The sequence below is a fragment of the Mesorhizobium cantuariense genome (assembly GCF_042647205.1).
Classification (GTDB): Bacteria; Pseudomonadota; Alphaproteobacteria; order Rhizobiales; family Rhizobiaceae; genus Mesorhizobium; species Mesorhizobium cantuariense.
On record NZ_JBHRVD010000001.1, the window covers coordinates 6,283,245 to 6,296,954 of the forward strand.

General features: G+C 55.8%; 11 protein-coding genes. 7 read left to right on the forward strand and 4 right to left on the reverse strand.

All coding sequences use genetic code 11. The annotated features are described in order from the left end of the window. Nucleotides 1-3: 3 nt before the first annotated feature. The 4 genes from ACFOJ9_RS30730 to ACFOJ9_RS30745 form a co-directional block, all read right to left on the reverse strand. Nucleotides 4-1,008 (reverse strand): ABC transporter permease, encoded by a 1,005-nt coding sequence (locus ACFOJ9_RS30730; protein WP_378988154.1) that lies wholly within the window; start codon nt 1,006-1,008, stop codon nt 4-6. A gap of 64 nt (nt 1,009-1,072) precedes the next feature. Beyond that, entirely contained in the window at nt 1,073-3,406 is a 2,334-nt protein-coding gene (locus tag ACFOJ9_RS30735; RefSeq protein ID WP_378984671.1) for a penicillin acylase family protein, read from the reverse strand. 240 nt (nt 3,407-3,646) lie between these two features. Next, complete coding sequence (locus tag ACFOJ9_RS30740) at nt 3,647-4,858, reverse strand: serine hydrolase domain-containing protein (protein ID WP_378984673.1); 1,212 nt, start codon at nt 4,856-4,858, stop codon at nt 3,647-3,649. Between the two features lie 132 nt (nt 4,859-4,990). After that, entirely contained in the window at nt 4,991-6,643 is a 1,653-nt protein-coding gene (locus ACFOJ9_RS30745; RefSeq protein ID WP_378984675.1) for an ABC transporter substrate-binding protein, read from the reverse strand. A gap of 559 nt (nt 6,644-7,202) precedes the next feature. Here ACFOJ9_RS30745 and ACFOJ9_RS30750 point away from each other — a divergent pair. The 7 genes from ACFOJ9_RS30750 (at nt 7,203) to ACFOJ9_RS30780 (ending at nt 13,687) form a co-directional block, all read left to right on the forward strand. Next, a complete protein-coding gene (locus ACFOJ9_RS30750) occupies nt 7,203-7,370 on the forward strand; it encodes a hypothetical protein (RefSeq protein WP_378984677.1) in 168 nt (55 codons plus the stop codon). A 27-nt stretch (nt 7,371-7,397) separates the two neighbouring features. Beyond that, nucleotides 7,398-7,700: a hypothetical protein gene (locus ACFOJ9_RS30755; protein ID WP_378984679.1), complete on the forward strand. Its 303-nt coding sequence runs from the start codon at nt 7,398-7,400 to the stop codon at nt 7,698-7,700. 483 nt (nt 7,701-8,183) lie between these two features. Further along, nucleotides 8,184-8,579 (forward strand): recombinase family protein, encoded by a 396-nt coding sequence (locus tag ACFOJ9_RS30760; protein ID WP_378984681.1) that lies wholly within the window; start codon nt 8,184-8,186, stop codon nt 8,577-8,579. A 712-nt stretch (nt 8,580-9,291) separates the two neighbouring features. Then, nucleotides 9,292-10,344 (forward strand): L-histidine N(alpha)-methyltransferase, encoded by a 1,053-nt coding sequence (locus ACFOJ9_RS30765; protein WP_378984683.1) that lies wholly within the window; start codon nt 9,292-9,294, stop codon nt 10,342-10,344. Then, nucleotides 10,341-11,639 (forward strand): diaminobutyrate--2-oxoglutarate transaminase, encoded by a 1,299-nt coding sequence (ectB, locus tag ACFOJ9_RS30770; protein WP_378984685.1) that lies wholly within the window; start codon nt 10,341-10,343, stop codon nt 11,637-11,639. Before ACFOJ9_RS30765 ends, ectB begins: the two co-directional genes overlap by 4 nt. A gap of 51 nt (nt 11,640-11,690) precedes the next feature. After that, a complete protein-coding gene (locus tag ACFOJ9_RS30775) occupies nt 11,691-12,053 on the forward strand; it encodes a hypothetical protein (protein WP_378984687.1) in 363 nt (120 codons plus the stop codon). Between the two features lie 275 nt (nt 12,054-12,328). After that, on the forward strand, nt 12,329-13,687 hold the full coding sequence (locus tag ACFOJ9_RS30780) for an MmgE/PrpD family protein (protein ID WP_378984688.1): 1,359 nt from the start codon (nt 12,329-12,331) through the stop codon (nt 13,685-13,687). Nucleotides 13,688-13,710 lie beyond the last annotated feature (23 nt).

The window sequence follows — 13,710 nt, forward strand, 5'->3', positions numbered from 1 at the left end:
CCCCTACTGTACTCGAATGCGCGGATTGAGATAGGCGTAGCCTATGTCCGAGATTAGCTGCGTGAACAGCACGACGACGACCGACACCAGCGAGCAGCCTAGCAGGAGGTCGATGTCATTGTTGGCCGCCGCCACGTTCAACAAAAAACCGAATCCCTGGTAGCGAAACATCGTCTCGACGATTACCACGCCGGTGAGCAACCACGGGAACTGCAGCATAATCACCGTGAAGGGTGTAATCAGTGCATTGCGCAGAGCGTGTTTGACGACCACCCTCGAGAAGGAAAGACCCTTCAGTCGCGCAGTACGGATATACTGCTGCGTCATCACTTCGACCATCGAGGCGCGCGTCATGCGGGCGATGTAGCCGATATCGTAGATAGCCATCGTCATCACAGGCAGGGTGAAGTTGTAGAAGGTAAGGCCCTGCCCCGTCGCCGAGGCCGCCGAGCCGTTCAACCATCCGAGCCAAGAGGCGAAGATCACAGTGAAGATGACGCCCGAAACATATTCAGGCGTGGCTGTCGTTGCAATCGAGAGAACGGAAAGGGTCCTGTCAGTTCGCGTCCCCTCTCGCATGCCGGCAAGAATGCCGATCAGGAGCGAGATAGGCACCACCGCCACCATCACCCAGAACATCAACTTACTGGTGGCCGCCAGTGCCGGAATAATTTTTGCGGAAACCGCGGTCCTGAAGCTAGTCGAACAACCGAAGTCGCCTTGGAGCACGCCGGACAACTGGCGCGTCTCAGGTTCGTGGCAGAAACCGAACTGGAGCGTCGACTTGCCCGTCTTTGGATCGAGGGTCGGATCCTTGGGCCAGATACCGATCCATTCGGCGTAGCGCTTGAAGAACGGCTCGCGATAGCCGTTGGTTTGGAGCCATTTTTCCACGTCCGCGACGCTGGCTCGACTGTTGGTCTGTTCCAGAGCAAGCTTCTTGAGGTTCGGGCCCAAGTTGACCATGTAGAAGACGACAATAGTCAAAGTAACCATTGTCAGTGCCATGACGCCGAAACGGCGCGAAATAACCCTCAGCACACAATCACTCCCATTTATGCACCCCGTTATGTTATGCCGGAGTTATAATGATACTATGGTCAAGGTCTCGTTGAATTAGCTCTCCAGAATACAGCAGCGGCTTATAGTCACCTCGCTGCCAGTCTAGAGCTAGATCTTGATAATGGCTGGAGAGCGGAACGCCGGACTGGCCAGGACTGTTAATGAAAACACTTTTGTCCCATGCTCCGACATCTATAATCATACGCACCGACGGTCCTGTGGTGACGGAGAACTCGTCCTGCCGATAACTTGAATAATTCAGAGTAGAGCCACTACCGCCAACCGCGATTGGCTCCAATGACCATTCTTCAGTTGTTAAGTCTTGTAGAGGGTGGCGTAAGGTAAGTCTATGAATTCTACCCCATGACCATTCTGCAGGGTCATGCCCCATGACTGCAATGCATTCACTCCAGGCGGAAGCCAAGCTTGCCTTTATAGAGTCAGTCAGGCTTTCATTCGGCTGTACCTGTTCGAGCCAAGAAGCTACGGCTGAAGGCTCTAATGGCATCAGGAGCGCCAGTATATGATCATCGGCACCCTCCAATCGAGCTATTGTCGGCCCAAGATACTTGCTAAGCCAAACTTCGAAAAAGGCAGCGGGCGCGGATCCCGCGCCTAAATGCCCGTCCCAGTTAGAAAGCAATTGAACCTCGGGGGTCTCCCGGCTCGAGTGGAGGGTTCGCAGTCGCGCGACAATACGGGCTGCGATTGGTGAATAAACTGAACACTGCAGCGACATACAGTCTTGAAGAGAGATTTTCTCTGGCTGTGAAAGCGCTGAATGAAGGGTATCATGTCTGCTGCTGTCGGACCACTCGTAACCAAAAGCAGGCTGCAATCTGCTCCACTCTTCCGGCACATTCATTGCATTGGCAGTCGCAACGAAACCTTTTACTGGGTTTGTCTCGAAGGGGTTGTTATCTGGCGGCAAATATCCGTCCCATTCAAATCGGCCGTCTCCAGGAACTGGTAGCAAGCCGTCCCAGTTTCTTCGAATCGGGGCCGCGCCTGACGGCTTCCAAGCAATTGTATTCGAAGTGTCCGCATAAATATGATTAACCGAGGGGCAACCCCAGGATGCTAAGGCGGAAATGTATTCCGCATGAGTCTTTGCGCGCATAACGGCCAAGCTCGACATGTAAGGAGCCATGCCGGGATTCTGCCACACAGTTCTCAACGCGAAAGCACGGTCGGCTTCAGCGACTTGGTAAAGAATCGGCCCATGGCGCGTAAATCGAAGATCGACCTCCTGGTCCGGGTAGCCGTGAACTGGAATGCTCTCCTTAACGATTTTTACTTGTTCCCAAGCCTCTTTATAGCGGTATTCATTTTTCCCAGCGTGACCCATGTCGTACACATAGATATCTTCCTGATCAGCGCCGAAGATAGTCAGGCCGAACGCGGCGGTTCCGTTATGGCCCATCGAAATTCCTGGCAACATAGGTTCCCCTGCTCCAATGACATTGAGGCCGGGCATGCTCAGGTGTACAACATATCTGATTGAAGGGAGAACGTGTCTCCGGTGCGGATCTAACGCAAGGATTGGGCGTCCAGTTGTGGTTTTTGTTGCGGATATTGCCCAATTGTTTGAGCCCTGTTCAAATGGCGCCTTCGCAATCTCATCAAACGGTGTGACGTTGGTCCAGAGGTTCGCTTCTTGAAGACCGGCTGCGAGGCGCTCCCTTGAGAATGAAACTGGACTGATTGCCAGGCGATAATCACGCAGCACTCGATCAGTCACAACGGCTGGGTCAAAGCCCTCAGCTAGTCGTGGCGCTATCGCAGGGGACAATTCCTGTCTCAAACTGTCTAGGCGAGTGCCATGTTCGAGACCTGCCAATGCGATGACCTTGCAGCGTAGAAGCTCCGAAATCGCGTTTCGAGTAAGCGAATGCGTTCGCACGCGAACGACATCTTCCGGTTTCCAATAGTCCGGTCTGTGGCCGAGGAGGGCGAACTCGGGCGGCAATGCAAGCAAACCGTCATTGCAGCTGTCTATATAGGAATTTATACCATCCGCGAACGCGGAGCATATCTCCTCGGAATCAGAACCGTATGCCGCCCATTCTGCATTCATGTCTCCGCGAAACAGAAAAAGACGCGCTGCCCTGTCTTGCTCGAGATAGCCGGGACCAAAGTCCCGTGACAGGAGACCGAGACCTCGTTTTCGCGCAATATCAATCTGCCAAAGGCGATCACGGGCTGCATTCCAACCTTGAGCGAAGAATAGGTCGTGCAAGCTTTGTGCATTGATGTGGGGAACTCCCCACCTATCAATGTTGATCGTGACCTCGTCCTCAAGCTTATTAACACTGCGGCGATCGATGGTGACTTTTCGAGACATTATCTTTTCCGTCTATGGACATGCGTTCAACGAGCAGTGCCGCACGCTTCGCGAGGCTAGAAGGGGTGCGAACCACACATCACCTTTGCCCCAGTCAGGCGAGGACTCGACGTACAGCGATGTGAGGAAGCGTCCGCCGGGCGTTAAGCTTTAGCGCCAACCATTCAACTCGGCATTCCTGCCATTTTTGCCTTTGATTGATGCGGCAAGGCCAAGAGGCGTGCATTCCACGAACGAAGGCTACGCCCGCAACGCCCGCCCCACGGCCAGCATCTGTGCTTCAATAATCGGGTCGACGGCGGGGTGCGACGCGAAGCGCGCGATAACCATCTCCGCTTTCGGCGCGACATACAGGCGTTGACCGTGCATGCCGCGAGCTTCGAGAGCATCAAGGTCGTTGTGCGACACCCACCATTGGCTGCGGTACGTGTAGCCGAAGGGCAGCTGGAGCTTAGCCGGGTGGTCGCCCTTTTGAAAGTCGTATACGACGGACGCGGGAATGAGTTGCTTTCCGTTCGAGGCGCCTTCGCACCGCATTAATTCGCCGAAGCGCGCGAGATCGCGCAGGGTCGCGTTCAGGCCGCTGCCGACCCTTGGCATGCCGGCCGGATCGATCTCGATATAGCCGTCTTCCTCGCAACCGAGCGGTACCCATAGGCGCTCGTGCAGCAGGCGTGCAAACGAGTGACCCGTTACGCGCGCCAAGACCCAAGCCAACACGTCCGTGTTGACGGTCATGTAGCTGAACACACCGTGCGCGCCCTGCTTACGCACCGTGCGGAGGTAGTCATACCTAAGCCCATACGCCTCCGCTCCCTTTGTTTGGTCCTCCGGGTGGGACAAGCCAGTCTGCATATCCATGACTTGGCGCATAGTTGCATCTTCCCATCCAGTGCCTCGCAATTCGGGCACGTAATAGGGGATCATCTTCCACTCATCGAGTACGCCTTCGTGTACTAACGCCGCGGCGAGCGTGCCCGTGTACGACTTAGAGATCGACTGGCACGAATGCGGTAGGTGCGACTCGAGCGCGCCGAAGTAGCGCTCATAAACGATATGCCCGCGATGCAGCACCACGATGCCGTCGGTGTAAGTTTCGAACAGCGCCTCGTCAAAGCGATGGGTACGGCCATCCGCGTCGGCGAAGGTGAGCGCGTCAATATCGGTGGACTTGTCGTTGCGATCGAGCGGCGATGGTGCACCCCGCCCGCGCGAGACGTTCACGGTCGGCCGTAGCTCGCGCATGTGCGACAGCGACCAGCGTAACTGCGGAAAGGCCCAGGCAGTGCCGCCCTCCAACGTGACGAGCTTGTCTGCCGGCGGCGGCACACCGCGCATCCAGCCCAGGGCACATGGATCCGATGCGCGGCCGTCGGGATAGCACTGTCCGCCAAAATCGACCACGCCCTCCGTCACGTTGTCGAGAGATGCACGCAATCCGTATTCTGCCATAGGTTCTCGGCTTCTCATTTTCTTTGAATTCCTAGATGGGCTCTTATCGCAGGCGTCCAGCCAAAACTGCTGCCACTCGCACAGATGTAAGCGGTGATTGCGCGTCTGGCTGGACCCTAGCGCGCCCAAAAACTATGCGGCTGGATCGAGCCAGACCTTACTGAGTTCAATCTCGCTTGTCGGGTGCGCCGAATAGCCCCTGACTTTCTTCGTGGAGTGACTGAACAAAGAAGTCCAATAGGGCTGAATTATAACGCCGGAGTCCTGCAGTAGCGTTTCAATGTCCTGCATCAGCGCCTGGCGCTTTTGTGGATCTGGCACCGTCACCGCGCTGTCCAGTATTTTGTCGAATTCCGGGTTCGACCACCCCGTCTCGTTCCATGCCGCGCCACTGCGATAGGCAAGCACTAAGGTCTGGACCCCAAGCGGCCGCATGGTCCAGTTAGTTATCGAAAGTGGATACTTTAACCACCCATTCCAGTAACTGGCTTCGGGAATAGTCGTACGCTTGACCTTGAAACCGGCCTCGTGAAACTGCGCGGCAATGGCATCGCCGGTGTTTCTAAGCCATTCGGTGTCGCTACTGATGACTTCATGTTCGAAGTCCATCTGACCAGCTTCGGCCATGAGGCGCCTGGCAGCTTCGACGTTCCGCTTCTTTTGCGGGACTGGGTAGTGTTCAGGGTGTAGAGGCGCGACATGATAGTTCGCCGCAACGGTGCCGTAGCCGTTGTAGGAAATTTGCAGGACAGCATCGTTATCGACCGCCAACTGCAGTGCATTGCGCACCCGTTGATCATCATACGGCTTATTTGCTACGTGTGTGCGGCACACAATCGTTGTTGCCGTTTTCGCCTCAGACTTTACCAAACCGAGGCTATCATACAACGCGACATTACTCGCAGCCGTCCCAGCGTTCGCGTCTATCTCGCCTGATTCAAAAGCGCTCAGAACAGTGGAAGGATCGCTGCCATAGTCAATGAATTGCACTTCGTCCAGATTGGCTTCACCGCCCCACCAGCTTCCGTTTGTTCGACGCTTCACGACGGCCTTTTGGCCGACATCCCACGACACCAGCTCAAACGGTCCGGTGCCTACCGGATGAGCAATGATATCCGACCCGTTCTTTTCATAATCGCGGTGAACAATCAGCGCGGGATAATCGGCAAGTCCTGGAATGATCGTAATATCAGGCTTGGGCAGCTTGAGTTTGATCGTATAATCGTCAACTTTGGTGATGGCGCCTTCTAGCGCCTTGCCTGTCTTATCATCAACTAGCGTGGCCATGCGCGCGGCCATTGAGTTTCCAGGCACGCCCTTTTCACACCAGCGCAACAGATTAAACATCACGTCGTCGGCATTGAAGTCGTCTCCGTTGTTCCATTGTACGCCCTTGCGAACGAGTAGCGTGTATTCGGTGGCATCCTCGTTGACGTCCCAGTTCTCGAGAAGACGCGGCTCGAACGTGTATCGATCGGTATATTTGACCAAAGTTTCAAGGAATTGTCGATAAATGTTACTTATTGATGTATATTCGTTTACGCGCGGATCTCTCGGACCAGCAATCTGCGCTGCAATTCGCAGAGTTCCGCCTTTCTTAGCCGCTTCTTCAGCATACGCCGGCGGCGTTGCATTAAGCATCAAATACGCCGTAGCTGTCGATGCACCGAAGATGGAAGCAAGCGCCAGGAATTCGCGCCTGTCCATCCCGCCTCTTTTTGCTTCCTCGACGAGACTGTCGAGGGCCTTTGGCGTGGGCTTGCCATGCTTAGTAAAATACTGCATCTCAACCTCCGTGGTTTTCGAGCGGCGAGCAGTTGCGCCGGATGAGATCGAGAATGCGATAGTTCTTGCTCATGGATTTTACCTTTCCCCTATGTTCTTCTATTTGGTGAATGATTGACGAGTTCCGTGGAGTTCTCCCTTCCATGGCTGTCAACATCAACGAGATCTGTCTACCGGAACTCTAGCTATAGCGAGCACGTGGTCTCCGTGCGTTGCCCGGAGGAGGAAGGCCTAAACACGAGAAAGCCTGTCATGTTCTCGCAGGCGAAAATCCGATGCTTGGATAAAGCTGTGGGCGCATTGAAAATGCATCTTCTTCCTCCTTTCTTAGATACTACTAGCACCACGGGCAAAGTAAGGGTTGCCGAAGATTGCCTCCAAAACGAAAAGCCTTTCGGAGAGAACATTCGGGTCGAACACGAAGACGAGTCTATCCATTCGGTTGCTCGCTTGAAGCGTCACATCGCCGGGAACACGGATGGGAGACAAGTCGGGAAATAAGGTAGCCACGCACCCGGGATGATCTGGCCGCGGTTCTGAAGAGGATCCGCAGTGGCAGATGGAACGGGTGGCCCTTGAAGCAGGGCCACTGTCACAATGGTTATTTGAGGGGCTTGCCAAAGCAGGTTTGCCGATGAACCGCATCGAGACCAGGCATGTCAAGGCGTTCCTGAAAGCACAGCCGAATAAGACGGATCGCAATGATGGACGGGTATTGCACAGATGATACGGCTCATCTCTATTGGCCGTACAAGTGAAGACACCGACAAGCCAGAAACGCCGGGCGGTACTGACCGCGCGCAAGCTCTTGCAGGAAAAGGCGATTGCCATCGAGAATGACATTCACAGATTGTTGCGGCAATTTCGGCCTGAACGTCGGGCTGGTTGGGAAGGTCAATTCGAGGAGTGGATTGACGATCTCGTCGAAGACAGGCCTGACCTTTTTCGAAATCATGCAGCCTTTGCTGACCGCGCGTATGCTGCGCGAAGAGTTCACCAAGCTGCACAAGAAGATTTTGGAATCTGGCACGCGACGATGAAATCTGCCGCCTGTTGATGACAATCCCCAGCGTTTGGTGCAACAACGTCATAATGCCCGCTATCAGTCGGGCGAGACGATTATCCGTTACGGATTTCATCCGCGTTACGGGAAACGGTTGTTGTCGCTGGGCGCAATCGCCGTGGTGACGAGATCTCTTTGATCATTCGCCAGCCTGACGGCACCCTGGTGCATCTGCCGATCTGGATGATGGAAGATAGGCGGAGGCGATGATTGTGATGGCGCGTCCCCGTCTGCCGCGGCGCATCTGCGCGAACTTCGTCTGGAGCTTGATGCCCGTCTAAGCCTCCTGCGCGACGATTCCCGTCGCGAAGGAGGGGGCAAGCATGAAGCATCGCCAACCCACTCGCCGCAACTGGATCTCTTCGTATTCAAGATCCCACCGGTTGCCGATAGCTACGTCCGAACGAAGCTGGTGCCGCTGGTAAGCGCGCTGCTGTCGGAAGCACTGGGGCATCGCCGCAGCGACTGAGGCCGACGATGAAGACCACAGCTGACACCTGGCGCGCGGCCTTCATCTACATCCGCCAATCGACTGTCGACCTGCTTGCCAACAATCGTGAGAGCCGGCGGCGTCAATATGGCCTTGCGGAGCGCGCCCGCGCTCTTGGCTGGACGGATGTGACAGTCATCGATGACGACCTTGGCCGCTCGGGTTCGGGTGTCAGGCATCCGGGCTTCGAGGAACTGCTGACAGCGATCTGCGAAGGCCACGTCGGTGCTGTGTTCGCAATCGAAGTGTCACGTCTAGCGCGCAACGGACGCGACTGGCACACGCTGATCGAATTTTGTGGCCTGGTTGGCGCGGTCATCGTCGATGAGGATGGAATTTACGAACCAGGCCATCCAAACGACCGACTCTTGCATTGCCAATGAAGGCGGAAACGACGCGGCGGACGCTCCTGCGGAGTGCACCAGCACGTGTGAAGCACAGAACTTGGGAAACCGCCGCCTTATGCCCTCAGGGAGTCGGAGGCGACGAGCTTGATGCCACGCGGCCGCGCCTCCACGCCACACACCCGGTGCCGGACGTCTGTGTTTGACGGTGACGGCAATGATGACAGCGACCCAGATGCCCTTGACCAGGGCCGTCGACCGAGCGGGCCCGGAATGTAGCCTTTCTGGACCACAGAGTTGTCAGCGCCTTCTCGGCCATACGCAGGTGAGATAGGCCGCCGCTGGCACGCCGGCACGCTCACCTTCCGGCGGTCCAAAGAATTGTATCGGCTCAAACGAGGCCGGACTCTAATCTCAGTTGGAGGAAATTACCCGTAGCAGGTCATTGCCGTTGTTAACCCCGTCGCCTTTCCTGGGAAAACGCCGGGCAATCGACACCTACTGTCGGGTCTGTCGACTCCGCGACACAATGTTCTCGGCCTGGCTGCCCGCTGCACTCCCGTTTAAGTCATTGAACAAAACTCAGAAAAGACTTTCTAACGCTCCCCCGGCGCAATCGGCACGACTCTTGAAGCTCCTTCGTGAAACGGCGGGAGCTGCCGACCGAAATTCATGTCGTTGGTGACAACGTCGATAAGCATGCCATTTCTTACGCATCGCCAGTACGCCGTTATTGATTGGAGCTATCTCTATGGTGCAACACCGTCCTGGCACTGCCGCAGTGGCCAAACGCAATGAATATAACATCATCGGCGCGGACGTTCCGGATGAAACGTTATTCAAGGGCGATCTATTGGTGGCGTCCCTATCGGCCCCACCGCGCACCGTGAACTCCATTTATTACTACGACGATACAGGATCACGGTTATTTGAACGTCTGTGTGAAGAGGAAACATATTACTTGTTCAGAACAGAAAAGGAGATACTAACCCAGCACGCAACGTCGATCGCCGACATCACGGGTCCTATTCCTCTCGTTGAACTCGGATCTGGAAACGCCGAGAAAACAAGGCTTTTAATTGATGCATACGTGAAGGCCTACGGCCAAACTTCTTACGCTGCCGTCGACATCAATCACTCGATCTTGGAGAGGGCGGCTGAAAACATTCTCTCCGTGACATCGGATTTGGACTTTTTAGGAATTGTTGGGACCTACCAAACCGGACTCGCGCAAGCCGCCAACCTCATTGGTCCAAAGCTTTTAGTTTGCCTCGGCAGCACTATGGGGAACATGCACGATGACGAATTGCATAATCTCCTCCTAGAGGCTCGCTCGGCCTTGTCTCCCGGCGATTATTTCTTGGTCGGGATAGATTTGGACAAAGAAACAGAAATCCTGGAAGCGGCATACAACAATCAGACCGCTATTCTGACCAACCTTTGTGTTCTTCAACATTTGAACTGGCGTTTCAGTGGAGACTTCGATCTATTCAAATTTCGACACGTGGCATTTCATAATAAATCGCTTCATCGCATGGAGAGTCACCTGGAAGCAATGCAGGATCAATTAATCAATCTCCAAAAGCTGAAATTCTCCTTCCAACTCGAACAGGGAGAGATGATTAGGACGGAGATCATGCGGAAGGTTGATCTGCATGCGTTCCATGACGTGTTCATCGAGTATAACTTCCGATCGGTTCAGCATTGGACGGATTCGAACCAGTGGTATGCGGTTTCTCTGTTTCAACTCGCGGCTGAGTCGACAGAGCTCGAATCAAAACCTCCCATGGAGAAAATGCTATGAGGGAGGACATTGAATCGGAAGCTCGGAGCTATTGTCGCTCCTACCCAGCAATGTTCGCCGGGGCGAAGGGGAGTTATTTGATCGCCGAAACCGATGACAAGTACCTCGACTTTTTAGCCGGGTGTGGATCATTAAACTATGGGCACAATGACCAGGTGATGCAGGCTGCCCTTCAAGACTATATCGCGAACGACGGCATTGCTCTTGGGCTCGACCTCCGCACACGCGCCAAGCAGGAGTTTATCGGCACATTCGAAGACTTGATTTTGCGCCCAAGATCGCTTGAATATCGCATTCAGTTCACCGGCCCCACTGGTGCCAATGCTGTAGAGGCTGCCGTCAAGCTCGCACGCAAGGTGACCGGTCGCACCAACATCATCGCGTTTACCAACGCTTTTCATGGCTGTTCGCTCGGTGCGTTAGCCATTACGGCGAATTCTTACCACCGAGGAGCATCCGCTTCCATGCTCCACGGCGTTCATCGCGCGCTGTACGATGGCTATCTTGGGCCCAACTGCGATACGGCTGAATCGCTGCGAAAACAGTTGAGTGACCCGTCCGGCGGGATAGACCGACCAGCCGCAATCATTCTCGAGATTGTGCAAGGCGAAGGCGGGATAAATGTGCCGACACAGCGCTGGATCAAAAAAATCGAGCAGATTGCCCGATGCCATGGCGCGCTCCTAATCGTCGATGAGATCCAAACCGGCTGCGGCCGCACAGGACCGTTTTTTGCCTTCGAGGCCTTCGATATTCGTCCGGACATTGTCTTGATGGCGAAATCAATTTCGGGCTTCGGCCTTCCGATGTCTCTAGTCTTGCTTGCTCCAAACGTCGACCTTTGGTGTCCTGGTGAACACAATGGTACATTCCGTGGTAATAATCATGCTTTCGTCACGGCCACTGCGGCCCTACAAGAGTATTGGCGTGACAAATGCTTTGAGAACGAGATTCGGCGCAAGGGCGGGATTGCCAGAGCAATGTTGTCGGAATTCGCTATTCCTCTCGGCTACCTTGTTAAAGGAAGCGGTCTGATGCTTGGGCTTGACATCGTCGACAACAAGCTGGCTGCTCAGGTGAAAGCCGAAGCATACAAGCGGAAACTCATCATTGAATTGTGCGGGCCATCCGACGAGGTCATCAAGCTAATGCCGCCGCTGACGATCTTGGATGAAGAATTGGTCGCCGGAATTAATGTGCTTGTTTCCACCATCAGGAGTGCTTTTTGCCCCGAACGAACGAACAGGGCCGTGGACCGCAGCGGCGACTGTCAGATACCAGCGGTGGGTGGATAGCGCCTGCTCCTTGACAGATTGGAGTTGTTCACCCCCCTTCTGGAGACGACAATGCCTACAGCAGCTTACCAAACCGAAGTACCGACCGCCATCTGCACCGATCTTGACACAATTTTCGTTTCGATGGAATTGAGCCGATCGGCCTGGCTGATCACTTCGCTGTCGCCGGGCAACCGAAAAAGGATTTCTAAGCGCGCGGTGCGTAGCGGCGATGTCGCCGGACTGCTGGTGGGGTTTTCGCAGCTCAGAAAGCGCGGCCAAGAGCTGGACGACGCTGTCCGATTATCGTCATCCAGGAGGCCGGTCTTGACGGTTCTGGGTCCAGATGCTTCAGAAGGAAGATGTCGAATCCACGTCGTCGGTCCTACTTCGATCGCATCCTTGCGTCGGCGCCGGCGGGCGACGACGGATTGATCGAGGCGAGACTTTGATCCGCACGTTGCTCGCAACAGGCGCGGCGGGGTATGCTATATGGTCAAGCCGCCCAGCCCCCGAAGAGGAAGATCGCCGCCGCATCGCGGTCGAGCGCTGGTACTCACCAACGACCAGATCCGGCACGTCGATCGCATCACCAGGGCTGCTATTCGCTCAAGGCATTTCCGGATACGAGCCGCTGCGCCGCGATCCTTGGATCGCAAGCGAACCGTCAGGCAGCGCCTGTTGAATTGAAATTGTGAGAGGTTTTTAACATGACCACCTTTTCGGAATTTGCCGGCAGCCTGACCTACGATGCCATTCCCGAAGAAGTCCGTGCCATCCTCAGGCGCAGTTTTGCAGACACGCTCGGTGTCGCGGCGGTGGGCTCGACCACGGAGATCTCTTCGATCACCAGGAAGATCGCCGATCGGCTTTGGCGCTCGTCACCTGAAGTCGGCGCGGCCAGGATGATCTTCGACGGGCGCCCGGTCAGCCCGGCGGGGGCGGCCTTTGCCGGTGCCTTCACCATCGATTCCATCGATGGCCACGACAACAACAGCCCCTGCAAGGGTCACGCCGGTTCGGCGGTGTTTCCTGCGCTGCTCGCCGTTGCCGATTCGCTCAGGGCCTCGGGTGCCGCAATCTCGGGCAGAGAATTCATGGTTGCGCTGGCCGTCGCTTATGAGGTTGCCTACCGCGCCGGCCTGACGCTTCACGGCACCGTCTCCGACTACCATACTTCCGGGGCGTGGACCGCGGTCGGCGTGGCGGCGGGTGTCTCCCGACTCCTGGGGCTCAGCCAGGAGCAGACGCGCCATGCGGCGGGCATCGCAGAATATCACGGCCCCCGCAGCCAGATGATGCGCTGCATCGATTTCCCGACCATGCTGCGCGACGGCGTCGGCTGGGGCGCGCCGTCGGGCGTTATGGCGGCCTATATGGCCGAACTCGGCTTCACCGGAGCACCGGCAATCACCGCCGAGGGAGAAGCCGCCGAGCCGTGGTGGCGCGATCTCGGACAGGCTTGGCGCGTCGTTGAAGACACCTCATACAAACCCTATCCCGTATGTCGCTGGGCTCATCCATCAATCGATGCCGCGCGCGACCTGATGCGTGACAACAACCTTTCCAGCAGGGAGATCAACCATGTCCGTATTCAGACATTCCACTATGCCGTTCGGCTTGCCGGTCACAATCCGAAGACGCTGGACGAGATGAGCTATTCGATCGCGTTCCCTGTCGCGACAATGATCGTGCGCGGCAAGATAGGGCCGCAGGAGCTTCTGCCGGAGGTTCTGCAGGATGAGGAAATCCGCCGCATTTCCAACGCCATCGAGCTCGTCGAAACCGAGCACTATACCCGCATCAGCGTTGGCAAGCGTTGGGCCGACGTGACGCTTTACCTCAAGGACGGTCGTGAAATCATGTCGGAGCCGCGCACGCCGAAAGGCGATCGCGACAATCCCATGAGCGTGGAAGAGTTCCACAGCAAATACGTCAATTTCACCGATGGTCTGATCGGTAAGGGCAGGGCCGACGAGATGGAGGCGATGGCATTGTCATTCGATGGATTGGACAGCAAAGGGCTTAGCCATCTGATCGGCTTGACCGCTGCGCCACTCGATCGCTGATCCTCGCGGCAGCCAGATTTACC